The organism is Herpetosiphonaceae bacterium, assembly GCA_036374795.1.
In the GTDB taxonomy this organism is placed as follows: domain Bacteria; phylum Chloroflexota; class Chloroflexia; order Chloroflexales; family Kallotenuaceae; genus LB3-1.
On the sequence record DASUTC010000364.1, the window covers coordinates 1 to 24,404 of the forward strand.

Consider the following 24,404-nt stretch of genomic DNA (forward strand, 5'->3'; position numbering starts at 1 on the left):
CGAGAACCTGCGCCATAGCGGCTCGTACACGCGCGCCGTCAGCGGCAGATAATTGGTCAACTGGGCGGGCGTCAGCGGCACCGGAGCGTCGCCAAGAGCATCCCAGATGCCAGCGCGGATCGCCGTCTGCGCGCTGCAATCACGGCACCGGAGCGCTCCCGCAGCAATCTCGTCGTGCTCATGGAGCGGCCCCAGCAGTTCCAGCGACTCGGCGGCGCAGGTTGGGCAGCGCAGCACAGGCAATACTTCTGGATACATAGCAGCTCCCCCGTATTCCTGTACACATTGTACGCGACCTTAACACTTCACGCCGGAGCAGATAGCCCCGGCGTGAAAAGCTGCGGTATCGCAGAACGCTTATTTGTTTTTGCCCTTGCCGCCCTCGCCGCCTTTACCATGATCCGGCGCTTTGGGCTGCGGCGCAGGCTTGGCAGGCTTGGTAGCTTTGTCGGGCTTGGAGGGCTTCGGCGGCTGCGGCTTCTTCTTTGGCTGCTCCGGTGCCGCTGGCTGCTCCGGGCTTGGCTTCTTAGCCGATCCCTGGTCCTTGGCCTTCTCCTTGGCGCGCTCAACCTCGGCGTCGGCCTCGTCCAGATCGCCCTGCTTCAGACGGCCCAGGTTACAGTCTTTCGCAGATGCGCTGCCGAGCGCCTGCTTGCGGATCTCGCCCATGCCCATGCCGCTCTGCTTCATCTCGACCAACTGAGCGACTGTGTAGGAGCTGGTCCCACCACAGCGGTTGTTGGCGATGCTGTAGAACTGCGCCAGGATGCCATAGCCGATGCCCTCGTCATGGTAGCCTTCGACTTCCGCGACCGGCACACCGAACTCCTCGGCGATCACGCGCGCGATCGGATGACCCGCCGCCGGAGCACCACTCGGCGACGGCGAGGGCGATCCGCTCGGACTCGGCGACGGCGATGCGCTGGGGCTGGGCGAGGGCGAGCCACTCGGCGACGGCGAGGGCGATCCGCTCGGACTCGGCGACGGCGACGCGCTGGGGCTGGGCGAGCCACTCGGACTGGGCGATGCGCTCGGCGAGGGCGATGCGCTCGGCGAGGGCGAGCCACTCGGACTCGGCGACGGCGACGCGCTCGGCGTTGGTACAAGCGTCGGGGTTGGCTGCGCCTGCTTCGGCGGCAACTGCCCCGTGACGGGCAGGTCGGCGGGTGTGCCGCAGCCAACCAAGCTGAGCGCAGCGATCAGAGTCGCAGCTAGGGATGTGCGTCGTAAACGCATGTCGAGATCCTTTCGCTAGGGTACGTCGCAGGCAAGAACGATAACAAGTGCTTCTCAGGACGATTGCGACGTACTGTTTGTTGCTTTTTTGACCGGGGCGCTTCCCGTAAAGATACGGGCACATCACTAGGAATTTGGTCCTATATTTGCCTCGCTGCCCGAATCAGGTGGCGCAGCCAGATCGCGCAGGGCCAGATCGTCCACGGTTTCCCGGCGCTGAAGCACGTGCGAATGCCCGGCTCGTACCAGCACCAGCGGCGGACGCGGCACTAAGTTATAGGTGCTTGCCATGCTCAAGGTATATGCGCCCGCCATCGGAATAGCCAGCAGCGCGCCCGGCTCAAGCGGCGGCAGCAGCACATCGCGCAGCAGCACATCGCCGCTCTCGCAGTAGCGGCCCACCACTGTCACTCGCTCGGTCGGCGGCTCCACGGCCCGATCGGCCCGCAGCACGGTGTAGCGCGCATCGTACAGCGCGGGCCGAATGTTATCGCCCATGCCGCCATCCACGGCGACAAATGTACGCACGCCCTCAACCGTCTTGACGGCCAGCACCTCGTACAGCGCCACCACCGCCCGCGCGATCAGCGAGCGGCCAGGCTCGATCACCAGTTTTGGCAGCGGCATGCTCCAGCGCTCGCAGCCCGCGATCACGGCATCTGCCAGCGTTTGCACATATGCCTCGATCTCTGGCGCAGGATCTTCGGCGCGATAGGGCACGCCCAGCCCGCCGCCCGGACTTAGCTCGCGCAGATGCCAGCCATACCGGGAGCCGAGAGCGGCGGCAAGCGCCAGCAAGCGCTCAACACCCAGCGCCAGCGCTTCCAGCTCCGCGATCTGCGAGCCGAGATGTGCATGAATGCCCACCAGCTCAAGCCCCGGCGACTGAAGCGCGTATTCGACCGCCTGAAGCGCCAGGCCGGTCGCGATGGGCAGGCCGAACTTAGAATCAAGCTGCCCGGTCTGAATATGTGCGTGCGTATGCACATCGACGCCGGGGTTGACCCGCAGCAGAATCGGCTGGGGCGCGTGCCCTGCGGCGAGTCGATCGCGGGTAAGCTCGTCCAGCACGCGCAGCTCATCCAGGCTATCGACCATAATCCGGCCTACGCCCCACGCTAGCGCCTGCACCAGCTCACTGCGCGGCTTGGCATTGCCGTGCAGGTGAACATGCTCCAGCGCAACGCCCGCCCGCCGCGTGATCGCCAGCTCGCCCAGTGATACACAGTCGAGGCCCAGGCCCCAGCGCGCGACAAGCTGAGCAACGGCGGTGTTGAGCAGCGCTTTGCCCGCGTAATGGACCGCGCTGTCAGCCGGATAGGCCCGCCGGAGCGCGGCTAGAAAGCGCGCCGCCGCACCATGCAGCGTCGCCTCGTCGAGGACGTAGAGCGGCGTACCGTACTCCTGAGCCAGCGTGACAGTATCGCATCCCGCAAGCGAAAGGCGATTATTCGTCGTGATTGTGGCCGTTGTCGGCCAGAGTAATGAATGTAGTGGTTGCATATGCGAAAGATACCCGGCAAAAAAGCGTTTTGACAAGTGTACGAATCAATGGTCAAAAGCTAAAATTATGTCATGTACAAGAATACGTCGTACATGAACGTGGACCAATGGACGATGCCCGTAATCGTGGCACATATTATGGTAGCCTGAACCTGATACGGGTATTGTGCTAAAATCAGCGCCTTTTCACAAGCACTTCATTCTAGCGATGATCGGATCTTGCTACAATCGAGACATCGAAAGACAGAAACGCTCTCACATAACCGAGTTCGCAGGAGGATACCATGGCTTATTATCGTTCAATGCGCTGGCTCAAACAAGGGCTGGCCGCTTCTACACTGGGCGCGGTGCTGATCAGCGCCCTGCCAGCCCAGGCAGGACCCTGGAGCAACAACCGCGCCAGCTTCGCTTCTTCTCGCTTCGAGACGGTTTGGCGCAACTCTGATCTGGCGGTTCAGCAGGGCCGCACCAACCGCTCGTGGACCTGGGGGCCTAGCCCGTGGTTCGACTACCGCGAGTTCTACAGGCAATCGCCCAGCGGCACGCGCCTGGTGCAGTACTTCGACAAAGCGCGCATGGAGATCAACAATCCCAGCAATACCGCCGGGCCGCTTGGCGGCGTTACCAATGGCCTGCTTCCGGTCGAGATGGTTTCGGGCCGCGTGAAGCTCGGCGACGCGACCACCGAGGCCGAGAACGAGCAGCGCGCGCCTGCCGACATCCCGGTAGCGGGCGATCCGGCCAAGGATAACCCGAACGCTCCGACCTACGCCAGCTTCCGCAACGTTGCCACCACCGACAACCCGTACCGCGATCAGAACAAGGTCGGCCAGCGCGTCGGCGCAACCTTCGACAAGAACGGCACGATCGGCTTCCGCCAGGATCTGGCAGACAAGCCCGGCACCGATATTGTCGCCTACGAGAGCGTGACCGGCCACAACGTGCCGCGCGTCTTCAACGACTTCCGCAACAACGTTCCCGGTGTCTCGGCGATCGAGGCGTTCGGCTATCCGATCACCGATCCCTACTGGATCACCGCGCGGGTCGGCGGTCAGGATAAAGACATCATGGTGCAGATCTACGAGCGCCGCGTGCTGACCTACACGCCGTCCAACCCGGCGCAGTATCAGGTGGAGATGGGCAACGTCGGGCAGCACTACTTCCAGTGGCGCTACACCGATCTGGGCATGCCGTGGGCCTCGTCCGATCCGGGCCTGCCGATCGCCTTCGCCTCCAAGCGCGACACCACGGAGTTCAACACCTACACTATGGACGCCAACGGCAACGGCCAGAGCGCGATCACCGGCAACACCAAGGAGACTAACCCGTACTCGGTGCTGCGCTCGTGGGACCCGGCTAAGATTCGGATCGTCGGCCACAGCAAGCGCTTCAACGACAAGGCGCAGCTCGTCAGCATGACGACCTCCGGCGGCAGCTTCCAGCGGCTCCATACCAGCAACGCCAACGACTACAACGCGGCGGTTTCGCCCGATGGCACTAAGGTCGCGTTCGTGTCGGATCGAGACGGCAACCAGGATCTCTACATGCTCAACATCGGCAGCACGGCTGAGCCGACCCGCCTGACGGATACCGTCGGCTGCGTCAACCAGTACCCGACCTGGCTGCCTGACGGCTCTGGCCTGGTGTACGAGAGCAACTGCCAGGGCAACTGGGAGATCTACCGCGCGACGCTGAGCTACTCGATGGATAAGCGCAACCAGTTGGAAGTGACCAAGCTGATCTCGCCGGTTCCGGCAGAGTCGACCCGTCTGACCAACAACACCAGCGAAGATCGTTTCCCGCGCGTCTCGCCTGACGGCACGCTGATCGTCTTCAACAGCAACCGCGACGGCAACCACGAGATCTACACGATGGCGATCGACGGCGGACGCCAGGCGCGCATCACTACGAGCAACGGCCTCGACGAAGCCGCAACCTGGTCGCCGGATGGCAACCGCATCGTCTTCCAGAGCGACCGCGACGGCGACTACGAGATCTACGTCATGAACCGCGACGGCAGCGGTCAGGTCCAGTTGACCAACAACGGCAAAGAAGATATGTGGGCCATCTGGGCACAGTAAGCAGCCCCACACTCCACACGGCGCACGGCTCCTGGGTGATCCAGGAGCCGCGCGGCTTTATAGACCAGATCTGTGCAGATGCGGGCTAAATCTCGCGCTGCATCAGGCCCGCCGCCGCCTGCAACAGCCTGGCCTGTCGCTCGGCGGGCACGTTTTTGGTCTGCAAATATAGCTCCAGCGCGCGCTGCGGCGTCAGCCCATCCCGAACCTGCTCGGCAACCTCGGCGAAACGACCACGGCTGCTGCGCTCGACCTCAAGCGCGATAGCCGCGACCACATGCGCGCCCGTCTCCTCGACCTGCACGCGGATCGCGCGCTCGTCGATCGTCTGCCGCTGCGCCAGCGTACAATCGATCAGCACGCGCACAATCGCATCTTGCAGATGATGCTTCGCAATCGCCCGCCGGATACGCTCCTGGGCATCGGCGTGCTGTCGCACATCGACGCGCACCGTGACGAACGGACGCGCGCTGACTTCGACGAAGCGCCAGCTTGTGTTGCCCTTCTCGATATGGGCGATCACAAAGCCCTTGGCCTCGTGCTCCTCGCCAAAATCGATCCGCTCGATGCTGCCGGGATAGACCACGGGCGGCTGCGATCCGATCGCCTGATGCTTATGAATATGTCCCAGCGCCACATAGTCGATGCCCGGCGCGGCGAGCAGCGAGCTCGGCACCACCAGATCATGGCCCAGCATCACGCTGCGCTCCGCGCCGTAGGTCGCGCCGCCGACGGTGCCATGAAACGACAGCACCGTTGGAATATCGGGATCGAGCCGTTCGAGCGTGCTCTCGATAAAGGCGCTGACACGGCTCAGCATCTCGACCTCAAGCGCGCCCATCGGCAGGCCGATCATCTCGTCCTTGGTCAGCAGTGCCTGCCGATTGAGCCAGGGAATCGCGATCATCTGAAGCGGGCCGCGCTGCGTATCGATCAGATGAACGCGCATCTTGGACGCGATCGTCACCCGTTCGATTTCAAGCGTATCGAAGATCTCGACCGAGTGGGCGCGAGCGTTGGCGGCGGGCGCGTCGTGGTTGCCGGTGAGGATAAAGACCGGCAGGCCAGCGCGTACAATCCGGTTGACGCGCCGGGCAAACTCGCGCTGGTGCGTGGGATTGGGGGTACGATTTTTGTAAATATCGCCAGCAATCAGCACCAGATCGACCGGCTCGTGCTCGAAAATATAGTCGAGCACCTCGTCGAAGCGGCGCAGATAATCTTCGAGCCGGCTATGCAAGCCTGTCTGGGGGTTGAGATGACCGTAGTTTTCCATGCCGATATGAATATCGGCCAGATGTAATACTTTTGGCATGATTTCCTATCTGAAAGGTCACAACCGGGCGCAGCCTGTGCGAGCAGCGCCAGACAGCCGATCGACCGCCTGCATCGCGGTTCTTAGCCAACATTTAAGATAGTTCGGTATTATACTACGTGATACAAGATCGAAACAGAGATCAGGTTTAACGCCTTATTTGTGCATGTTTGAGGAGTGAATGAGATGAAGCGTGTCGTATCGTGGCGACCGCCCCTGTGGCTGGTGACACTGCTGATGGGCTGCACACTCGCGCTGGGCACCGGCGCTGGCTATGTTCAGGGCGCGGCCAGCTCCGGCCAGTGTACCGAGTCCGCCGATGTCTGCCAGAAGTTCAGCAATTTTTGGAAAGTCTGGAATCTCGCCGAGACGCAGTTCCTCGATCCTCAAGCAGCCGATCCCGATGAGATGATCGCAGGAGCGATCAACGGCATGCTCGACACGCTCAACGATCGCGGGCATACACGCTACAGCACCGCCGAAGAGTACCAGGAAGAGCGCGAAGAGCAGCAGGGCAAGTACGAAGGCATCGGCGCGTACATCAATCAGGTCGGCGATTTCCCGTCGATCACTGCGCCGATCGAGGGCTCTCCCGCCGAGGCAGCCGGGGTCAAAGCCGGCGACATCATCCTGCGCATCGACGGCGAAGACGCGCAGGGCATGACGATCGACGAGGTGGTCGATCGGGTGCGCGGCGAGCCGGGCACGACCGTAACGCTGCAACTGCGCCATCTTGACGAAGAAGCGCCCGTCGAGGTGACGATCACCCGCGCGGCGATCACAGTGCCCGCCGTCACCTGGCATATGCTGCCGGGCACCGTCGGCTACATCCGGCTCTCGCAGTTCTCGCAGAGCGCGACGAAAGAGATGCAGCAGGCGCTAGCCGACGCGAAAAAAGCGGGCGCGCAGAAGCTAATCCTTGACCTGCGCAACAATCCCGGCGGCCTGCTCGATCAGGCCATCAGCGTCACCAGCCAGTTCTTGCCGGAGGATGAGGTGGTGCTGCGGGTGCGCGACCGCAACGGCAGCGAGGATGTGTACAAGACGAACGAGTCGCAGCCTGAGACGGAGCTGCCGATCGTCGTGCTGATCAACGGCGGCTCCGCGTCGTCGTCGGAGATCTTCGCGGGAGCGCTGCAAGACCACGGTCGCGCGACGATCATCGGCGTGCAGACGATCGGCCTGGGCACGGTCCTGACGCCGATCCCGCTCGAAGACGGCTCGGCGGTCTATCTGGGCACGTCGGAGTGGCTGACGCCGAACAGCCGCAAGCTGCGTCACCAGGGCGTCAAGCCCGACATCGCTGTCTCGCTGCCCAGTGGCGTGCGGGCGCTGACGCCAAGCACGGCGCGCAGGCTGTCGGATGCCGAGATCCTACAGTCCGAGGATACGCAGCTGCTACGCGCGCTTGGCCTGCTGGGCGTGGCGACGGTGGCGGACGAGCCGAGCAGTATCGTGCCGAGGTAGCGCGGGAAGAAAGAACAAAGGGCCGCCAGGCCGGGGGTGGAGCGTGCCCCCACATAATCCTTGATCATGCCCTAACCACTCGATACGACTGCGACAACAGCGGTGAGGATGTGTCCTCGCCGCTGTTGGGCATCCCCGTCGATCACGTTTCGCTATGCATCATGGCGTTATTTTGGCCTGGAATACGCCGTGCTACAATAGTTCCAATCAGTAAGGAAGCAGGAAAAGGCACGTTATCATACTCAGGGTGAGCGAGCGAGGTCCTATGGCTGTACAGGTAGCCCGCCGACAATTTACCGTTCGTGAATACAATCGCATGGTTGAAGCTGGCATTCTACAGGAGCACGATCTTGTGGAGCTCATCGACGGCGAGATTCTGGAAATGATCCCGATTGGTAGCTGCCATGCTGCGTGCGTTAACCGCTTGAATACCCTCCTGACACGTCGATTGGGTGATAGGGCGATCATTAGCGTGCAAAACCCTATCCGCCTCAACGATTACTCGGAGCCAGAGCCGGATATTGCCGTCCTTCAGCCGTGCGCCGACTTCTACGCAGCCGCGCATCCATCGGCTGAGGATGTGCTGCTGGTGATCGAGGTGGCGGAGACATCGCTTGAGTACGATCGCGAGGTTAAGATCCCACGCTATGCCCAGGCCGATATCCCCGAAGTCTGGCTGCTCGACGTACAGCACGAGATCGTCATGGTCTACACACAGCCCAGGCATGATGCGTATCAAATGACGCAGATCGTACGCGGAGCAGAGCTGGTGCAGACGGCAATCCTTGGAGGCTTAGCCATACGCGCCGACGAGATTCTAGCGCAGTAGCCGACCAAAACCAACAGCCCCAATCAGAATCTCGCGGTTTTTGCGGGCGATACGAGCATGTTTCTCGTGTTTATCAGGGCAGCACGCCATCTTGTGCAATCCCGCGTCGATAAGGAGTAACCAATGAGCGAACTGACCGGAAAAGTAGCACTGGTGACAGGCGGCGGTCGCGGGATCGGGCGAGCAGCCGCGCTTGAGCTGGCCCGCCGGGGCGCGCATGTCGCGGTCGCGGCTCGCAACAAGGCCGAGCTAGACGCCGCTGTCGCGGAGATCGAGCAGCGCGGCGGCACGGCGCTGGCGGTGCCAGCCGACCTAGCCAGCACCGAGGCCGCGCGGGCGCTCGTGCAAGAAGTCCAGTCCACGCTCGGCCCGATCGCCGTGCTGGTGAACAACGCGGCGGCGGTCGGGCCGTTCGGCCTGACCTGGGAGCTGGACGCCGACGCCTGGGAGCGCTCGCTGTGGATCAACCTGGTCGCGCCGTTTCGGCTGGCCTACGCGGTGCTGCCGCAGATGGTGGCGCTGGGCTGGGGCCGCATCATCAACATCTCATCGGGAGCGGCGCGCAACCCGCTTGAGCGCGCCGGTCCATACTCGGTATCGAAAGCGGGCCTGGACATGCTGACGCGCCAGCTTGGGCTGGAGCTGGAAAGCAGCGGCGTCGCCGCGATCTGCGTCTATCCCGGCGTCGTGGACACAGTGATGCAGACCGCGATTCGCGAGCAGCCGGTGGAGGTTGTCGGCGAGCGCGTTGCCGAGCGCTTCCAGGAATTTTACGCCAGCGGCCAGCTCCAGCAGGCCGAGACGCCAGGACGGCTGATCGCGGCGCTGGCAGACGCGGAGGGAGCCAGGTTCAACGGGCAGATCGTCGATATTTACGGCGACGACGCCAAACAACTGCTGTCGTGAGCGCTCACCGGACGCCGGGCTAGCTGTGCGCGGCTGTAAGCGGCAGCAGCGGCTCAGGACGGAGTGTGCCCGCAGCATCGCAGATCCAGGCGCAGACCGATCGGGGCTGGCCGCGCTCGACGGCGACGATCAGATACACATAGCCCGGCCAGGCATCGCGGCGATCGTGGGGCGAAGGCACGGCGCTGCCGTTAGGGTGGCTGTGGTAAAAGCCGATCAGCTCATCGCCTGCGGCGCGTGCCCGCGCATCACCCTTGAGCAGAGTCGGCGCGTCGAGCAAAAAATGCTGCCGTGGCGTCGGGTGGACGTTGTGCCCGGCGACGATCATAGTGAGCGCGATGTGTGGCGCTCGGCGTCCGAGCAGCACGCCGCAGACCTCTGCATCGGCGGCGGCCAGATCGAAAAGCGCGGCGAGATGGTGACGCTGAAGATACATCGAGGACCGGTGGAATCAGGCGGCGACGCTCGACGAAGGTTGAGCATCGCCGTCTCGCGGATCAGACAGGATAGAAAGGCCTACTCGCCTCTAGAAACGATCTGGTCGTCGTTGACGCCGCGCTCGGCGAGCGGCTGCTCAAGCGTCGGAGTAATGCCCTCCTGATCGGCACCCAGCACAGGCGCCTGATGCGCACCGCCGATATGAATCTGGTTCTCGTCGAGCAGCGTGATCGCCTCGAACGGCACCGCGCTATCATCGTCCAGCACGAGCTGCTGCGGTCGTCCGGTATCGACGACCAGCCCCTTGAGACAACGCTGCTTGGTTGCGCCAGTGTCATCCACAATCTTGGTCCGCGACGACAGCACCACCGAGGTATCACCTACGGTGCGCTGGGTGCGGCGCGCGCCAGTATCGCTCGTGGGATGGCTGGAGTCGGTAATGCCGCCCGCCACCACCTGATCGGTCGTCAGCGCCGACAGATTGGGCGTATCCTCGACCGGATTACTTAACGACTGTTGCATCTGATAGGCCGCGAATGCCTTCCACTCATCGTTCGAGGCATTCATACGGATCACATCGGCAGAAGTCTCTTCCAGCACGGTGATCGGCACCACCCGCTCGGTTCCCAGCAAGCCAGGATTGATCGTCACCTGATTGGCGATCCCGTTGTCAACGATAATCCGCTCCAGCCTTCCAATCTGCTTATCGCTGCTCTGGACAGGAGTACCGAAGATAAGCGTATAAATCATACAAGCCTCCTTATGTCATCCTATCAGCAATCCGTTTGCCAGGATTATGGACACCGCGAGCGATGTTCTGCTATGATACTGGCATTGAGCTTAGAGCCGAAAGGATCGGACGATGACGTGTCCTGTGTGTGGCGCGACGAATGAAGCGAGTGCAGCATTCTGTTTTCGCTGCGGCACTCCGTTAACATCATCCACACCGGCAGCTACTGGCCCCACCATTAGCTTGAATCAGAGCAGCCTACCACAAACCCAAGCCGATCGCCTGCCGACATCGCCAGCCGCAGATGCTCATGCGCGTGTGTACGATTCGCCCGCTCCGCCGAGCACGAGCGGACAGCCGTTTACGGTTCCTCCGTCGTCAGCGCCGCAGTACAGCCCGCCAGGCCAGTACCAGACACAGACTGCGTACGGCGTCACGAGCAATACCGCATTGATTGCCCTGCTCCTGGGCATTGGATCGTTTCTCGGACTATGGATTCTTGGCGCAATTCCTGCGATTATTTTGGGCCGCAACGCGCAAAAAGAGATCCGCGTCTCCGGCGGTCGTCTCACGGGCGAAGGAATGGCACAGGCCGGGATCGTCCTGGGCTGGATCAACGTTGGGCTGACGGTGCTGGGATTTTGTGCAGTTTGTGGCTTTTGGTTCCTGGCGATCCTCGGCACTGGCTTCGCTCCGTAATGGCTGAACACGAATGATCAATGGCAACGTCGCCATAGTGCTCAACGCGCACTTCCCCTATGTGCGCCGCGCGGGTCGCTGGCCGCACGGCGAGGAATCGCTGCACGAGGTTATTGCCGAGAGCTACGTGCCGCTGCTGACCATGCTGCACGACCTGCGCTCGTCCGGGCGATCGTGGCCGCTGACCGTCTCGATCAGCCCGGTGCTGCTGGAGCAGCTCGCCGATCCGGTCATCGCCAAGCATTTTATCGTCTGGCTGGGCAACCTTCGCGAGCGCGCGGCGGAGGATCTGGCCGACTTTGAAGCGCAGCATAACAGCCACGCGGCCTACCTGGCCCGGTTCTACATCGACTGGATCGACGTGATCGAGCACAATTTCGTCGAGCGCTTTGGGCGTAACCTCACGGCGACGATTCGGAGCTTGATCCGCGAAAGCACCGAGATGCTGCTGGCTCCTGCGACCTACGCCTATTTGCCGCAGCTTTCATCGCGTGAAATTCGCGCGCAGCTTGAGGCGGGCGCGCTCGTCGTCCTGCGGCAGCTTGGGCAGCGTCCGAGCGGGCTGTGGCTGCCCAGCGGCGGTGCGCCAGCCTTGCAGACATACACTCGTGAGCTGGGGCTACGCTACGCGGTCGGCACGCACCAGGAGCGAACAGGGATCAGTCAGGACGCCCATGGCCTGCCGACGGTTCATCCCGATCATGTGCTGGCCGAGCATGTGCTTGCGCCCGGCATCGGCTATCCCGGCGATGGGCTGTACCGCGAGTTCTACCGCGATCACCCGACGTCGGGGCTGGCCTACTGGCGCGTAACAGGTGCCGACGTGCCAGCCGAAAACAAAGATTGGTACGATCCGTATCTGGCGTTTAGCCGCGTGGAGCAGCACGCCGAGCATTTTGTCCGCGCGATCCGTGAGCGGCTGCACGCGGCCTCAGCACACGCGGCTGAGCCGACGGTCGTCATCGCCTTCGACGCCGAGCTGTTCGGGCACTGGTGGTTCGAGGGCGTGCGCTGGCTTCAAAGCGTGGTCAACCGGCTGATCGACGCCGACGACATTCGTCTGGCAACGCTCAGCCAGGTCTACACGTCCTTGCCGAGGCTGGATGCGATAGCCCATGAGGCCAATCCGCTGTTTGACACGCCGCTGATTGACCCGCTGCGGCAGCGGCTCCAACAGGCGTCCAGCACCTTTGCGGCGGTCGTCAGACTCCACCCGACCGCCGAAGGCTTAGAAGAGGAGCTGCTGAGCCAGGCGGCGCGTGAGCTGCTGCTGGGACAGAGCGGCGACTGGGCGGCGCTGATCGCGACAGGCGCGGCCCAGGATTACGCGCAGCGCCGCTTCGACGAGCATCTGTCGCGCTTCGATCGGCTGATCTACTACATCGAGCGCGACGAGCCATCGCCTGATGCCGAGAATTACCTGAGCGAGATCGCCGAGCTGGATAATCTCTTTCCCTTCCTCAACTACCGGATGTTTGCGTAGCAAAGAACAAAGAACAGAGAACAAAGGAACAAGAGAACAAGAGAACAAAGGAACAAGCGGAGAACCAGGAACCAAGTGCCAAGAACCAAGAACCGCTTCTCCCCTCGCCTGCGCACACCGAGCGGGAAAGGGACCCGCGAGGGCGGGGAAGGGGTGCTGAGCGGAGCGAAGCGGGGTGAGGGCCTGCACTCGAAACTTGGAACTTGAAACTCAACTTCCTGTCCCTCGCAGCCGCCCAACCACCAGCATTGCCACGACGAGGCAGACCGCCGCCAGCCAGAACGGCAGCCCCGGCAGATACGCATACAGCCGCCCGCCCACCGGCGATGCGACAGCCGTGCCAAGCAGGCTCGCCATGGTGAACAGGCCGTAGGCGCTGCCGCGAGCGTGCGCGCTGCCCGCCGCGACCAGCGCCAGCAGCGCCGGAGAGACAATGCTGGCTCCGAGAGCCTCAAGGCACAGCACGAGCATCGCGACCGGCACGTTCGGCATGATCGGCAGGAGCGCCGACGCAAGCGCCAGGCAGACCAGGCCGCACAGCGCCGCCGGACGATACCCCCAGCGATCGGCAAGCCTGCCCAGCGGCTCCGGCGCGACGCCATAGACGACGCCGGGCACGGCATACACCAGCGCCACACCAGCACCGCCCAGCGCGAATCGATCGTCCATCAGCAGCACCTGCATCGGCAGCGTCAGGCCACCTGCCAGCCCTACCAGCAGCGCGATCGTCAGCAGCGGCAGGCGCTCCCGCACAAGCGTACGCGGCATCTGGGTCGCGGCGTGGTGGCGCTGCGGCTCCGGCATGCGCAGCGCGGCCAGCCAGCCGATCGCGGCAAAGAGCGCGTTTCCAGCGAAAATCAGGTGGAGCACGGCCAGCGGCGACCACGGCGGCGGCAGGGCCGCGACCAGCGCTCCCTGGAGATCGCCGACGATCGAGCCTTCCAGCAGGCGCAATGCGTCGAGCAGCGCCGCGCGCGTCTCGCCGTCCAGCAGGATCATCAGCGCGCCCGCCCATACCGCGCCGATCACCGAGCCAAGCACGCTGATCATCTGGTAGCGTCCAAACAGCCGGGCCTGCTGATCGGCCTGCGCCCAGTCGGCGAGGAGCACCGCCGCCGTCAGCCAGGCGGTCGTCGAGCCAAGCCCTTGCAGCAGCCGCGCCACAACCACCATCGAAACCGTCTGCGCCACCGCGAAGAGACTCAGCGCCAGGACGTACAGCAGCAGGCCCAGCACAAAGATCGGGCGGCGCGGCGCGTGGTCCAGCACACGACCTATGAGCAGCCGCAGCAGCAGCGCCGTGAACGAGAACACGCCAAAGAGCCAGCCGATCGTCGTGCTGTCGGCACCGAGCGCCCGACCATAGAGCGGCAGCAGCAGCTCAAAGATACCCAGACCGGCCCAGGCCCAGAAGACGGCGATCCAGAAAGGACGCGGCACGCCGGTCGAGCGAGGCTGTATCTGCGAAGTCATGCGATCCAGAGCCGATCAAATAACGAAGCCAGGCTTTGCGATAAAACCTGGCTTCGTAGCTCCGGCGCGACGTAGCGGCTGCGCGTCACGTCCGCGCCACATTCGACGAGATCCGCAGCAGCAGGCCGACGATCAAGAAGTTGATCAGCACCGACGAGCCGCCGTACGAAATAAAGGGCAGCGTAATGCCGGTCAGCGGGATTACCCGCAGGTTGCCGCCGACGATAATAAACGTCTGGATCGCCAGGATCGAGGTCAGCCCGATCGCCAGCAGTTGCTCGAAGCCACGGAAGCGGCTGTTGATCGAGAGCGCGGTATGGTAGCCCCGGTACATCAGCAGCAGATAGACGATCAGGATGCCGATCGCCCCGGCGATGCCCAGCTCCTCGGCCAGTCCGGCAAAAGCGTAGTCGGTGTGCGAGGCCGGAATGTAGGCCGGCAGGCCCTGGCCCAGCCCGGTGCCGAAGACGCCACCGGCAGAGATCGCGTACGCGCCCTGGACCGGCTGGTAGCCGTTCGCCAGCGACCACGGATCGAGCCAGAGCTGGACGCGCTCAGCGACGCGCGAGATGGCGCGGTTGAGCACAAACGCCCCGGCGGCAAACGCGCCCAGGCCAGCGACGACATACCAGCCCTTGCTGGTGGCGACGTACAGCATCGCCAGGAAGAGCGTGAAGAGCAGCAGCGCCGCGCCCAGGTCGCGCTGGATAATGATGATGCCCATCGTCAGGCCCCACATGCCGACCATCGGCAGGAGGTAGGGCAGCGGCGGCAGGCGCAGCCGCCCGATCCGAAAGGGCACCTCGTTCATCACCTCGCGGTGCTCGTCCAGGTACGAGGCCAGGAAGATCACCAGGATCACCTTGAGCAGCTCGGATGGCTGAAGGTTGAACGGTCCCAGGTCGATCCACAGCCGCTGATCCTGTCCTTCGGGGCCTTTCCCGGCTACCAGCGTGATCGCCACCAGCGCCAGCCCAAGGATGATCCAGATCCAGCGATGGTTCTTGAGCCAGTCCATGAACGACATGCGCTGAAGCCGGATAAAGATGCGGTCGAGGGGCGCGAGCGCCATGCCGAGCAGCAGGAGCGCGCCCGCCAGCACAAACGCCGCCTGCTTCGAGGCGATGTTGCCGTAGTAGTCGGGGCCGTACAGCTGATCGAAGCTGCCCTGGAGCCGGGCGTTCCACAGCAGCCCGATGCCCGACAGCACTGCCACCAGCGGCAGGATCAGCTGATCGGCGCGGGGTAGCCGCCAGCTCAAGATAAAGCTGATCAGCACGAACAGCAGGATCGGCAGACTTGACGGCCAGAGCAGCCCCAGCAGATCCCGGAGCGTCTGCTGCTCAGTCCCGATGCCCGACAGCGACGCCAGCAGGTAGCCGCTGGCAAAAAACAGCAGCGCGGTGATGAGTAGCTGAAGTTCTGTAAACCGAATCCGTCGCAGTTGATCTAACATGAAGCTCCGAATCTTCTATGCAAGCTATATCCGTAGCTACCATTATAGCCGTTTCCTGTTTCCTGCGCGCCGAGTCCAGGCCCTCACCCGCCGGCCCGGCGGCGCTCATGCCTGGTTCTTTGTGCTTTGTTCTCTCTGCCCTTGTGCTTCCTCACGTATTCAGCTCGACGATCTCGCCGCGCAGCAAGAAGATCACCTGCTCGGCCAGGTTTGTGACTCGATCGCCGATGCGTTCGAGATTATGCGCCAGCGTCAGCAGATGGATCGCCTCATCGCTGTAATCGGGCTGCGTGCGCGCAAGCTCGATCGTCTCGCGGAACAGCCGCCGATAGAGGTGGTCGATCTCGTCGTCGTCACGGCAGAGCTGCTCGGCATAGGCGGCGTCGCGCCGCGCCAGCGCATCCAGCCCCGCCTGAAGCAGGCGCAGCACGCGCTCGCCCATCTCAGGGATCGCCGAGGGGAAGATACCACCCATCGACATCAACGGCACAAAGCTCGGCTCCGCGTTCATGCGCCGCCCGATCTTGGAGCACGTCGCGGCATGATCGGCCATGCGCTCCAGCTCCGGCAGCAAGCTCAGCACAACGCTGATCTCACGCAGATCGCCCGCCATGGGCTGCTGTCGCGCAATCAACGTCAGGCAGCGCTCGTGGAGCGCCTGCGCCGCCGCGTTGATATGCTTGTCGTCGTTGATGATGCGCTGCATCAGATCAAGATCGTTGGTCTTGACCGCGTGCAGGGACTGGGCGAGCGCTTCTTCGACACGGCTGCCCAGCGCCAGCGTGTCGTTCATCAGCCGGTCCAGTTGGTCTTGAAAAAATTGCCGGTTCATAACACCACCGATGCAGGATGCAGGATGCAGGATACGGGTTACGTGATGGGAGGGCACCTCATCGTGCAGCAGTATCCTTCATCGAGTATCGGCTAATCATTGAGATCTACCACCTCGCCGGTGACAAGAAAGATGACACGCTCGGCGATATTGGTAGCACGGTCGGCCACCCGTTCCAGGTTATGCGCCACGAACATCAGGTGCAGCGCGCGCTCGGTGTTCGCGGGATACTCGATCATATGCTTGAGCAAATCATTTTGAATCACGGTGGTCAGCTGATCGACCTGATCGTCTTCGCTCGCCAGACGCCGCGCGGCCTCGGCGTCACGCCTGACAAAGGCATCTAGCGCTTCCCGGAGCATCCGCTGCGATGTCTCGGCCATGCGCGGAATATCCACCAGCGGCTTGAGCAGCGGCTCGTGCGCGCCACGGATGGTGATCTCAGCAATTCCCTCGGCGTAATCTCCCATCCGCTCCAGCTCGCTGGCGATCGAGATGACCGCGCTAATCAGCCGTAAGTCGGCGGCAAGCGGCGCTTGACGGGCGATCACATGCAGCGCCTTATCTTCAATCGCGTACTGCGCACGATCGATCATGTCGTCTTCGGCGATGATGCTACGCGCTTCGTCCACATCCTGCGCGCGCAGCGCACCGACCGCCCGAACAATCGAGGATTCGACCTGGCTGGCGAGGCGCAGCAGATCGTCTTGAAGCTCGCGGAGCTGTAGATCGTAATATGGGCGCGGCATAGTCGTGATCCTTTGTCACCGATCAGAATCGCATATGCGTTTCTAGCATATCTTCGGAAAAAAATCTATAGATCTTTACAATTTCCGCGCCGCGATCGTAGACGCGAAGCCGGAATCATGCTCCAGCGCCTACCCGGTACGCATACCGCCAGCCTGTCGATGCGTGTGATACGAGCAGCGTCAGGAGATGAACATCAACAGCAGGGGCGATCAGGCAGGATGTCTCAACTGGCGTCGCCAGCTTTGGCCCAGAATGTCGCAACTTTGTCTTTCAGCAGCGCGTGCGCAGGCTGCTCAAGCGATCGATCTTGCAGCAAGATTCGTTCCGCCTCTAGCCTGGCGGCATGCAGCAGACGGGTATCGCCCCACTCGGCCATCTTGAGATCGGGCGTGCCGCTTTGTCGCCGCCCGAAGAACTCGCCCGGCCCGCGCAGCTTGAGATCGACGTCGGCCAGCACAAAGCCGTCCTCGCTCTCTTCCAGCGCCCGCAACCGCTGCTCGGTGACGTCGTTCTCCACATCCGAGACGACGATGCAGTACGACTGGTGCGCGCCACGCCCGACGCGACCGCGAAACTGGTGAAGCTGCGCCAATCCGAAGCGCTCGGCGCCCAGGATCAGGATCGTCGTCGCGTTGGGCACGTCGATGCCGACCTCGACGACCGCCGTGGCGACCAGAATATCGAACGCTCGGTCGCGGAAAGCCGTCATGACCTCATCTTTTTCGACCTGGCTCATCCGGCCATGAACCAGCCCAATCCGCAGATCGGGAAAGACCTCGTACTGCAAATATTCCTGCGTCTCGACCGCCGAGGCCAGCTCCAGCTTCTCGCTCTCCTCGACCAGCGGGCAGATCACAAAGGCCTGCCGTCCCGCCGCAACCTCCTTGCGGATATGCTTGTGGGCCTTGGCGACCTCGGCTTTGCGAATCCATCTGGTCTTGATCGGCTGACGGCCCGGCGGTCGCTCGTCGATCACCGAGGCATCCAGATCGCCGTAGATCGACAGCGCCAGCGTACGCGGGATCGGCGTGGCGGTCATCACCAGCAGGTGTGGGTTGTGGCCCTTACTTTTGAGCCGCTCGCGCTGCTCGACGCCAAAGCGGTGCTGCTCATCGATCACGACCAGGCCCAGGCTGTTATAGAGCACACCCTCCTGAATCAGCGCGTGCGTGCCGATCACCAGGTCGACCTCTCCCTTCGCGATGCTTTCCAGCACCCGCCGCCGCTCCTTGGTCTTGAGCGAGCCGGTCAGCAGCGCCACGCGCACGCCCGCGCCGTCCATATCTTCTTCGTCGCTCATGCCGAGCAGCCGCTTTAGCTCCTGCATGCGCTTGAGCTGCTCCGGCTCGATGCGCTGCTTCCACTCGCTGCTGTGCTCGGCCAGGTCCTTGGCGTCGCGCGGCACGCGCACCTGGCTGAGAATTCGCTTCAAGCCCCGGTAGTGCTGCTCGGCCAGAATCTCGGTCGGTGCCATCAGCGCGCCCTGAAAGCCGTTGGCGATGGCCTGAAGCAGCGCGGCAGCCGCGACCACCGTCTTGCCCGATCCGACATCGCCCTGGACCAGCCGCGCCATCGGCACGGGATGTTGCAGATCGACGAAGATCTCGTCCAGCGCGCGAGTCTGCGCGCCCGTCAGTTGGAACGGCAGCCGCGACAAGAAATCGCTGTGGACATCGTGGTGCAGATCGAGCCTGTAGCCGGGCACGCCCTGCCAGAGCTGCTTGCGCTGGAGCACGCCAAGCTGAATAAACAGAAACTCGTCGAAGCCCAGCCGGTAGCGCGCCAGCGCCAAGCGTTTGTGATCGTCGGGAAAATGGACCTGCGCCAGCGCCTGGTCCAGCGGGATCAGCCTGGCCCGCTCGCGGACCTCATCGGGCACGTATTCGCGCACCAGCGGCACCGCCGCGTCGATCACCTTTTTGATCGTGGTGCGCACGTTGCGCTCGTACATGCCTTTGGTCAGCGGATGGACCGGCACCAGGCGTCCGGCGTGAATCAGGGCATCCTCGCGGTACGGCTCCCACTTGGGGCTATTCATCTGGAGCCGCCCGTTGAACGCGCCGACCTTGCCGCTGACCACGATACGATCGCCGAGCTTGAGCTGGTTGACCAGCCACCTCTGGCCGAAAAAGGTGATCTGGAGCGCGCCGGTATCATCTTGAATCACCACGTTCACGCCGCCAAGACTCGTGCGCGTGTTGAAGGTCTTGACCTCGGCGATGTCGCCGACGACCGTCTCGGTCGCTCCCACGGTCAGCTCGGCGATCGTCGTGCGCGATGAGTAATCGTCGTAGCGATGCGGAAAATGATAGAGCAGATCCTCGACGGTGCGCACGCGCAGCCGCACAAACGCTTTTGCCAGCGAAGGCCCGATGCCGGGAAACGCCGACAGCGGCGACTCAAGAGTCAGCGGCTCGCGTGGAGCGGGCGCTTTCGCGGCAGGCGCTTTGGTCCTGGCCGCTTTGGCCCTGGCGGCTGGCTCCGCGCGCTCCTTGCTGAAGAGCGCACGCAACTGCGCCAGCGATTCGTCGAGCCGCGCCCGCCGATCGTCGGGCTCGAGCGCCGCGTAGCCGCGCAGCCGCACGAGCGCCGCCTGCACCGCCGGGATCTCTAGCGCGCCGTTGGCTGCGGCTGCCCACTCGGCGAGAAAGGCATCCAGGCCGCCCTTGACCGCGTCGATATAGCCCGCCTGCGCCTCCGCCGCCAGACATTTACCAAGTTGGATGATCTGTTCGCGTGTATCCATCGCTCGAATGTTTTTTCTTGACGAATTATAACCTGCTGTGCAAGCTCGTGCCGGATCTTGAGATGCGGATGATTCACATTGGTGCATTGTCCCATCCAATGCGGTCTACCATAATGATCTGTCACGGTTAAGCCTTGACACACATGTGTATGTGGATTAGTTTATACATAAACATCCACATACTGAGGGCATGATGAAAACGATTCAAATGACGATTGACGAGCCACTGCTGACCGAAGTCGATCAGGTGATTACAGAGCTTCACACAACTCGTTCTGCCTTTATACGTGAGGCGCTAAAGGCGGCGATCCAACATCACACGATCCAGAAATTAGAGCAGCAGCACGCACAAGGCTATGCGCAATATCCAGTAGATCCAGGCGAAGTGGACGAGTGGGCTGACGAGCAAGATTGGGGCGCGGAATGAACCAAGGCGATGTGTACTGGTACACTTTTCGCGCGCCCGACAAACGAAGGCCCGTCTTGATCTTAACTCGTAGCTCCGCGATACCCTACCTGACAAGTATTACAGTTGTGCCCATCACATCGACCATTCGGGGTATTCCTTCGCAAGTTGCGCTAACACCCGCCGATGGTCTTTTCAACGATTGTGCTGCTAATTGTGACAATATTCAGACGATTCAAAAAGCTAATCTGGGATCATTCATTACCCACCTGTCTCCCGCCAAAATGCGCAACGTGCGCGCCGCGATCGAGTTTGCCCTGGGTCTTGACAAACTGGTTTGAAAGGCTCGAAACCAAACACCTCATTAAAAAACCTTTCTTGTCGGCTCAGTATACCGACAAGAAAGGATTGAGGACGAAGCGAGCGAGCTAGGCTTTTTTGATGCCGGTGACGCCGATCAAGCCGGGGCCGCTGTGGACGCCGATCACGCCCGTGAGCTGCGCCACGATAATCTGATCGCGGGGGTGAATGCCGGCGGCGGCAAGCTGATTGGCAAACTCCTCGGCCAGCGGCCCGGCCACGCTATGCAGCACTGCCAGATTCTCGTAGGGCGCTTCCGCCTTTGCCAGCTCCACCATCCGCGCAATCGCCTTTTTATGCGTGCGCACCTGCTCCGCCGGCAGCACCTCGCCGCGCACCTGGATCATCGGCTTGACGTTGAGCAGCGTCCCTAGAAACGCGCGGGTTCGTCCGATTCGCCCGCCGCGCTCAAGGTACTTCAGGGTATCCAGCACCGCCCAGAGCCGAATGTTGGGAATCTTCGACTCGACCCGCGCCGCGATCTCGTCCAGGCTTTTGCCCTCGCGCGCCATCTTCGCCGCCTCGATGCCTAAGAAGCCTGAGCCGAGCGAAACGCTGCCGGTGTCGATCACACGAATCGGAATGTTGGGCACCAGCTCCTTGGCCTGTTCAGCCGAGCGCAGCGTGCCGCTCAGCTTGCCGCTCAGATGGATCGAAATAATGCCATCGTGGTCGCGCGCCAGCCGCTCGTAGGTTTCCGCGAATAAACCCGGCGAGGGCTGCGATGTCGAAGGGTGAACATTGCTCTCGACCAGCCGCTTGTAGAACTCGTCGCTGGTCATGTCCACGCCGTCAAGAAACGACTCATTGCCGAACAAGATCGTCAGCGGAACGACTGAAATTCCGAGCTCTTCGCGTGTCGACTGCGGAATGTCGGCGGTGCTGTCAACCACCACTGCAACTGTCACTGCATCCTCCTTGATGAGAAGAAAGAACAAAGAACAAAGGACAAAGAGCAGACGGAGAACCGGGTGCCACGCCCAAAGGGCGCCCGGCGCATCGAGGGCAAGAACCTCGAAACTTGGAACTTGACACTCGATCCCTAGCCCTCGTAGGCCGCGACACCCATCGCGCCTGGTCCGAGATGCGTGCCCAGCGCCGGGCCATACTCGGCGCATAGCACTTCATCGCGTGGAAAGATCAGCATCAGCTTATCGAGCAGCTTCTCGACATCTTCGGGCGTCGTGCTGTACATGATCGCCACCTCATGGACGTTCGGAAAGTCCTCGACGAAGGTGTACAGGCCGTCGATCGCCTTAGCCCGCGTGCGGGTGCGCTCGTAGGGCACGATATGGCCCTCGTCGATCAGCAGCAGCGGCTTGATCCGCGACATCGAGCTGAGCAGATTCGAGGCCATACTGACTCGTCCCGATCGATCCAGATGCTCGATCGTATCCACAAAAAAGACGCTGTGGGTATGCTGCACGCGGTGATGTACATGGCGGACGATCTCGTCCACGGGCATGCCCTCTTTCGCCATACGCGCCGCCGCCAGCACCGTCAGGCCCATGCCCATCGACGCCGAGTGGCTATCGACCACATCGATCCGCACAAGCGAAACCGGCAGACGCTCGCGCGCCTGGGCGGCGGCTTTATACGCCGTGCTGAGATGGCTCGAAATATGGATCGAGATGATCGCATCGTGCTGCTGCGCCAGCCGCCGGTAGGTCTGCTCGAACACAATCGTCGGCGGTGCGGTCGTCGTGGGCGGCGTGCTGCTCTCGTGCAGCATGCGATAAAACTGCTCGTTCGTCAGATCGATTCCAGCACGGTACGTTTCCTCGCCAAAATTGACGTAGAGCGGCACAACCTCTATGTCGAGATCACGCAGCATAGCGGGAGGAATATCCGCCGTGCTATCAGTCACAATTTTAATGCTGGACATCGATCCCTCCGCATACACATACCGACAGCGACCAGCGCGCGGCTGCCGGTCGCTGGTGAGCGCTATTCCGCCGAGATAATGAAATCATAAAACGGCTGTCCACCGCACTGTACTTCAACCGTATCGAGATGACTGTAGCGCTCGGTGATGCGCTCCGCTAGGGCCTGCGCCTGCTCCTCGGTCGTCGTCGCGCCGTAGTAGATCGTGAGCACCTCGTAGTCTTCCATATCGACCCGATCCAGCATCGCGTCGATCACCTGATCGCGGTCGTCGCCGGCCTCGACCAGCGTGCCATCGAGCAGGCCGATCGTCTGGCCCATGCGCACCTCTTTCTCGTCGACCGTCGCGTCGCGCACCGCCGTAGTGATCTCCAGCGTCCGAACGCTCTTGAGCGCGTTGCTCATCGACTCGACGTTGGCCTCCAGCTCTTCGGTGTAGTTGAACGCCAGCAGCGCGGCCATGCCCTGCGGCACGGTCTTCGAGGGGATCACCCGCACGGTTTTATCGACCAGCTCCTGCGCCTGCCGCGACGCCATCAGAATGTTCGAGTTGTTAGGCAGGATAATCACCTCCTGCTGCGGCAGCTCGTTGATCGCGCCTACGAGATCCTGGGTGCTGGGATTCATCGTCTGGCCGCCGGTGATGACCTTGCCCGCGTTGAGCGAGTGAAACAGATCGACGAAGCCCTGGCCGGGCGCGACCGCCACGATCCCAATCGGCGCGACCGGCTCCGTCGGCAGCACCGCTTTCACGCCGATCGCCGCCGCCGACTCCTTGGGCGCGCGCGTCGCATCGGCGGAAACCATGCCCGTATCTTTGATCGCCGCCTTCTGCTTGTCCATATTGGCGATCTCGATGCCGGTCAGCGCGCCGAAGCCGATCGCATAGTTCAGCACATCGCCGGGACGCTCGATGTGAATATGCGCCTTGACCAGCGACTCGTCGCCGACGACTACGACCGACTGGCCCATGCTGGCGATTGTCGCGCGGACCTCCTCGAACGGGATATTTTCACCTTCGATCAAAAACGTCGTGCAATAGCCAAAATCATCTTCGCTATGAATCTCGTCAATATCAAACGCAACCGCAACCGCGCCTACATCGGCCTCGGATCGCTTGATCTCTTCGCCCCGCGTATGCTTGAGCATACCTTGCAGCACAATCGCCAGCCCCTTGCCGCCAGCATCGACCACGCCCGCATCGCGGAGCTGCTTGAGCTGGTTGGGCGTCTCGGCGACCGCCTCGTCTGCGGCCAGCACCGCCGCCTCCAGCACCTGCTCGAAGTCCGCGCCAGTCTCGGCCACTGCCATCGCTTTCTCGCCGGCAACCCGCGCCACCGTCAGGATTGTGCCCTCGGTCGGCTTCATCACCGCCTTATAGGCGCGCTCGGCGGCCTGACGCAGCGCCAGAGCCAGCCCTTGACCGTCAAGCTCCGGCTTGCCGCCGATGCCTTCCGCAAAGCCGCGAATAATCTGCGACAAAATCACCCCTGAGTTGCCGCGCGCGCCCATCAGCGCCTTGCGATAGACCTGCTCGGCCACGGCGGCGGCGGAAGATTGCGCCTGCACATCATTGACCGCCGCGCTCAGCGTCAGATGCATATTCGTGCCGGTATCGCCGTCGGGCACCGGAAAGACATTGAGCGCATTGACATCGCCGACGTGCTGATTGAGCCAGTGCGCGGCGGCTTGCAGCCCATGGAGCAGCATATGCCCGTCGCAGATTGTACCGTTGTGCTGATTCATGTATCCTCCGAGATGATCAGTCAAGAGTTATGAACAAGGGTCGGCGCAGGCTTGTGTAGCGCCA

General features: G+C 62.5%; 22 protein-coding genes. 8 read left to right on the top strand and 14 right to left on the bottom strand.

The genetic code is table 11. The features are described 5' to 3' along the window. The 3 genes from VFZ66_29150 to lysA all read right to left on the bottom strand — a co-directional run. The coding region (locus VFZ66_29150; GenBank protein ID HEX6293283.1) for a hypothetical protein at nucleotides 1-258 on the bottom strand (258 nt) is incomplete at its 3' end. Between the two features lie 99 nt (nucleotides 259-357). Next, a complete protein-coding gene (locus VFZ66_29155) occupies nucleotides 358-1,236 on the bottom strand; it encodes a hypothetical protein (protein ID HEX6293284.1) in 879 nt (292 codons plus the stop codon). Between the two features lie 126 nt (nucleotides 1,237-1,362). Beyond that, nucleotides 1,363-2,739 carry a diaminopimelate decarboxylase gene (gene lysA, locus VFZ66_29160; GenBank protein HEX6293285.1) on the bottom strand — a complete coding sequence of 459 codons (1,377 nt, stop codon included), beginning with the start codon at nucleotides 2,737-2,739 and terminating at the stop codon, nucleotides 1,363-1,365. A 284-nt stretch (nucleotides 2,740-3,023) separates the two neighbouring features. On the opposite strand from lysA, the gene VFZ66_29165 reads away from it, so the two are divergent. Next, the gene (locus tag VFZ66_29165; GenBank protein ID HEX6293286.1) at nucleotides 3,024-4,820 is read left to right on the top strand and encodes a hypothetical protein; all 1,797 of its coding nucleotides are present in this window, start codon (nucleotides 3,024-3,026) and stop codon (nucleotides 4,818-4,820) included. A gap of 85 nt (nucleotides 4,821-4,905) precedes the next feature. Here VFZ66_29165 and VFZ66_29170 read toward each other — a convergent pair whose 3' ends face one another. After that, complete coding sequence (locus tag VFZ66_29170; protein HEX6293287.1) at nucleotides 4,906-6,135, bottom strand: exonuclease SbcCD subunit D; 1,230 nt, start codon at nucleotides 6,133-6,135, stop codon at nucleotides 4,906-4,908. 186 nt (nucleotides 6,136-6,321) lie between these two features. On the opposite strand from VFZ66_29170, the gene VFZ66_29175 reads away from it, so the two are divergent. The 3 genes from VFZ66_29175 (at nucleotide 6,322) to VFZ66_29185 (ending at nucleotide 9,337) form a co-directional block, all read left to right on the top strand. Further along, nucleotides 6,322-7,602 (top strand): S41 family peptidase, encoded by a 1,281-nt coding sequence (locus VFZ66_29175; GenBank protein HEX6293288.1) that lies wholly within the window; start codon nucleotides 6,322-6,324, stop codon nucleotides 7,600-7,602. 316 nt (nucleotides 7,603-7,918) lie between these two features. Then, nucleotides 7,919-8,431 carry a Uma2 family endonuclease gene (locus tag VFZ66_29180; GenBank protein ID HEX6293289.1) on the top strand — a complete coding sequence of 171 codons (513 nt, stop codon included), beginning with the start codon at nucleotides 7,919-7,921 and terminating at the stop codon, nucleotides 8,429-8,431. A 123-nt stretch (nucleotides 8,432-8,554) separates the two neighbouring features. After that, nucleotides 8,555-9,337, top strand: a complete 783-nt coding sequence (locus VFZ66_29185; protein ID HEX6293290.1) for an SDR family oxidoreductase — start codon at nucleotides 8,555-8,557, stop codon at nucleotides 9,335-9,337. Nucleotides 9,338-9,356: 19 nt separating this feature from the next. Here the strand turns inward: VFZ66_29185 and VFZ66_29190 are convergent, their stop codons facing one another. Together VFZ66_29190 and VFZ66_29195 are read right to left on the bottom strand one after the other, a co-directional pair. Beyond that, nucleotides 9,357-9,773, bottom strand: a complete 417-nt coding sequence (locus VFZ66_29190; protein HEX6293291.1) for a M67 family metallopeptidase — start codon at nucleotides 9,771-9,773, stop codon at nucleotides 9,357-9,359. Between the two features lie 80 nt (nucleotides 9,774-9,853). After that, nucleotides 9,854-10,525, bottom strand: coding sequence for a hypothetical protein (locus VFZ66_29195; protein HEX6293292.1), 672 nt, complete (start codon nucleotides 10,523-10,525; stop codon nucleotides 9,854-9,856). Nucleotides 10,526-10,823: 298 nt separating this feature from the next. On the opposite strand from VFZ66_29195, the gene VFZ66_29200 reads away from it, so the two are divergent. Next, the gene (locus tag VFZ66_29200; protein HEX6293293.1) at nucleotides 10,824-11,204 is read left to right on the top strand and encodes a DUF4190 domain-containing protein; all 381 of its coding nucleotides are present in this window, start codon (nucleotides 10,824-10,826) and stop codon (nucleotides 11,202-11,204) included. A 13-nt stretch (nucleotides 11,205-11,217) separates the two neighbouring features. Next, nucleotides 11,218-12,687, top strand: coding sequence for a 1,4-alpha-glucan branching protein domain-containing protein (locus tag VFZ66_29205; protein ID HEX6293294.1), 1,470 nt, complete (start codon nucleotides 11,218-11,220; stop codon nucleotides 12,685-12,687). A 210-nt stretch (nucleotides 12,688-12,897) separates the two neighbouring features. Here VFZ66_29205 and VFZ66_29210 read toward each other — a convergent pair whose 3' ends face one another. The 5 genes from VFZ66_29210 to recG all read right to left on the bottom strand — a co-directional run bounded on the left by VFZ66_29210 (nucleotide 12,898) and on the right by recG (nucleotide 19,944). Then, nucleotides 12,898-14,160: an MFS transporter gene (locus VFZ66_29210; protein HEX6293295.1), complete on the bottom strand. Its 1,263-nt coding sequence runs from the start codon at nucleotides 14,158-14,160 to the stop codon at nucleotides 12,898-12,900. 85 nt (nucleotides 14,161-14,245) lie between these two features. Then, nucleotides 14,246-15,616 carry an FtsW/RodA/SpoVE family cell cycle protein gene (locus VFZ66_29215; GenBank protein HEX6293296.1) on the bottom strand — a complete coding sequence of 457 codons (1,371 nt, stop codon included), beginning with the start codon at nucleotides 15,614-15,616 and terminating at the stop codon, nucleotides 14,246-14,248. Nucleotides 15,617-15,767: 151 nt separating this feature from the next. Then, nucleotides 15,768-16,448, bottom strand: coding sequence for a phosphate signaling complex protein PhoU (gene phoU / locus VFZ66_29220; GenBank protein ID HEX6293297.1), 681 nt, complete (start codon nucleotides 16,446-16,448; stop codon nucleotides 15,768-15,770). A 92-nt stretch (nucleotides 16,449-16,540) separates the two neighbouring features. After that, complete coding sequence (gene phoU / locus VFZ66_29225; GenBank protein HEX6293298.1) at nucleotides 16,541-17,197, bottom strand: phosphate signaling complex protein PhoU; 657 nt, start codon at nucleotides 17,195-17,197, stop codon at nucleotides 16,541-16,543. Between the two features lie 224 nt (nucleotides 17,198-17,421). Then, the gene (recG, locus tag VFZ66_29230; protein HEX6293299.1) at nucleotides 17,422-19,944 is read right to left on the bottom strand and encodes an ATP-dependent DNA helicase RecG; all 2,523 of its coding nucleotides are present in this window, start codon (nucleotides 19,942-19,944) and stop codon (nucleotides 17,422-17,424) included. A 190-nt stretch (nucleotides 19,945-20,134) separates the two neighbouring features. On the opposite strand from recG, the gene VFZ66_29235 reads away from it, so the two are divergent. Both VFZ66_29235 and VFZ66_29240 read left to right on the top strand, forming a co-directional pair. After that, on the top strand, nucleotides 20,135-20,371 hold the full coding sequence (locus VFZ66_29235; GenBank protein ID HEX6293300.1) for a ribbon-helix-helix domain-containing protein: 237 nt from the start codon (nucleotides 20,135-20,137) through the stop codon (nucleotides 20,369-20,371). Next, a complete protein-coding gene (locus VFZ66_29240; protein HEX6293301.1) occupies nucleotides 20,368-20,691 on the top strand; it encodes a type II toxin-antitoxin system PemK/MazF family toxin in 324 nt (107 codons plus the stop codon). The genes VFZ66_29235 and VFZ66_29240 overlap by 4 nt, the downstream gene beginning before the upstream one ends. A gap of 87 nt (nucleotides 20,692-20,778) precedes the next feature. On the opposite strand, the gene VFZ66_29245 is transcribed toward VFZ66_29240, so the two are convergent. The 3 genes from VFZ66_29245 to VFZ66_29255 all read right to left on the bottom strand — a co-directional run bounded on the left by VFZ66_29245 (nucleotide 20,779) and on the right by VFZ66_29255 (nucleotide 24,340). Beyond that, the gene (locus VFZ66_29245) at nucleotides 20,779-21,618 is read right to left on the bottom strand and encodes a DegV family protein (protein HEX6293302.1); all 840 of its coding nucleotides are present in this window, start codon (nucleotides 21,616-21,618) and stop codon (nucleotides 20,779-20,781) included. A 134-nt stretch (nucleotides 21,619-21,752) separates the two neighbouring features. After that, complete coding sequence (locus VFZ66_29250; GenBank protein HEX6293303.1) at nucleotides 21,753-22,595, bottom strand: DegV family protein; 843 nt, start codon at nucleotides 22,593-22,595, stop codon at nucleotides 21,753-21,755. A gap of 62 nt (nucleotides 22,596-22,657) precedes the next feature. Beyond that, entirely contained in the window at nucleotides 22,658-24,340 is a 1,683-nt protein-coding gene (locus VFZ66_29255) for a DAK2 domain-containing protein (protein ID HEX6293304.1), read from the bottom strand. Nucleotides 24,341-24,404: the final 64 nt, after the last annotated feature.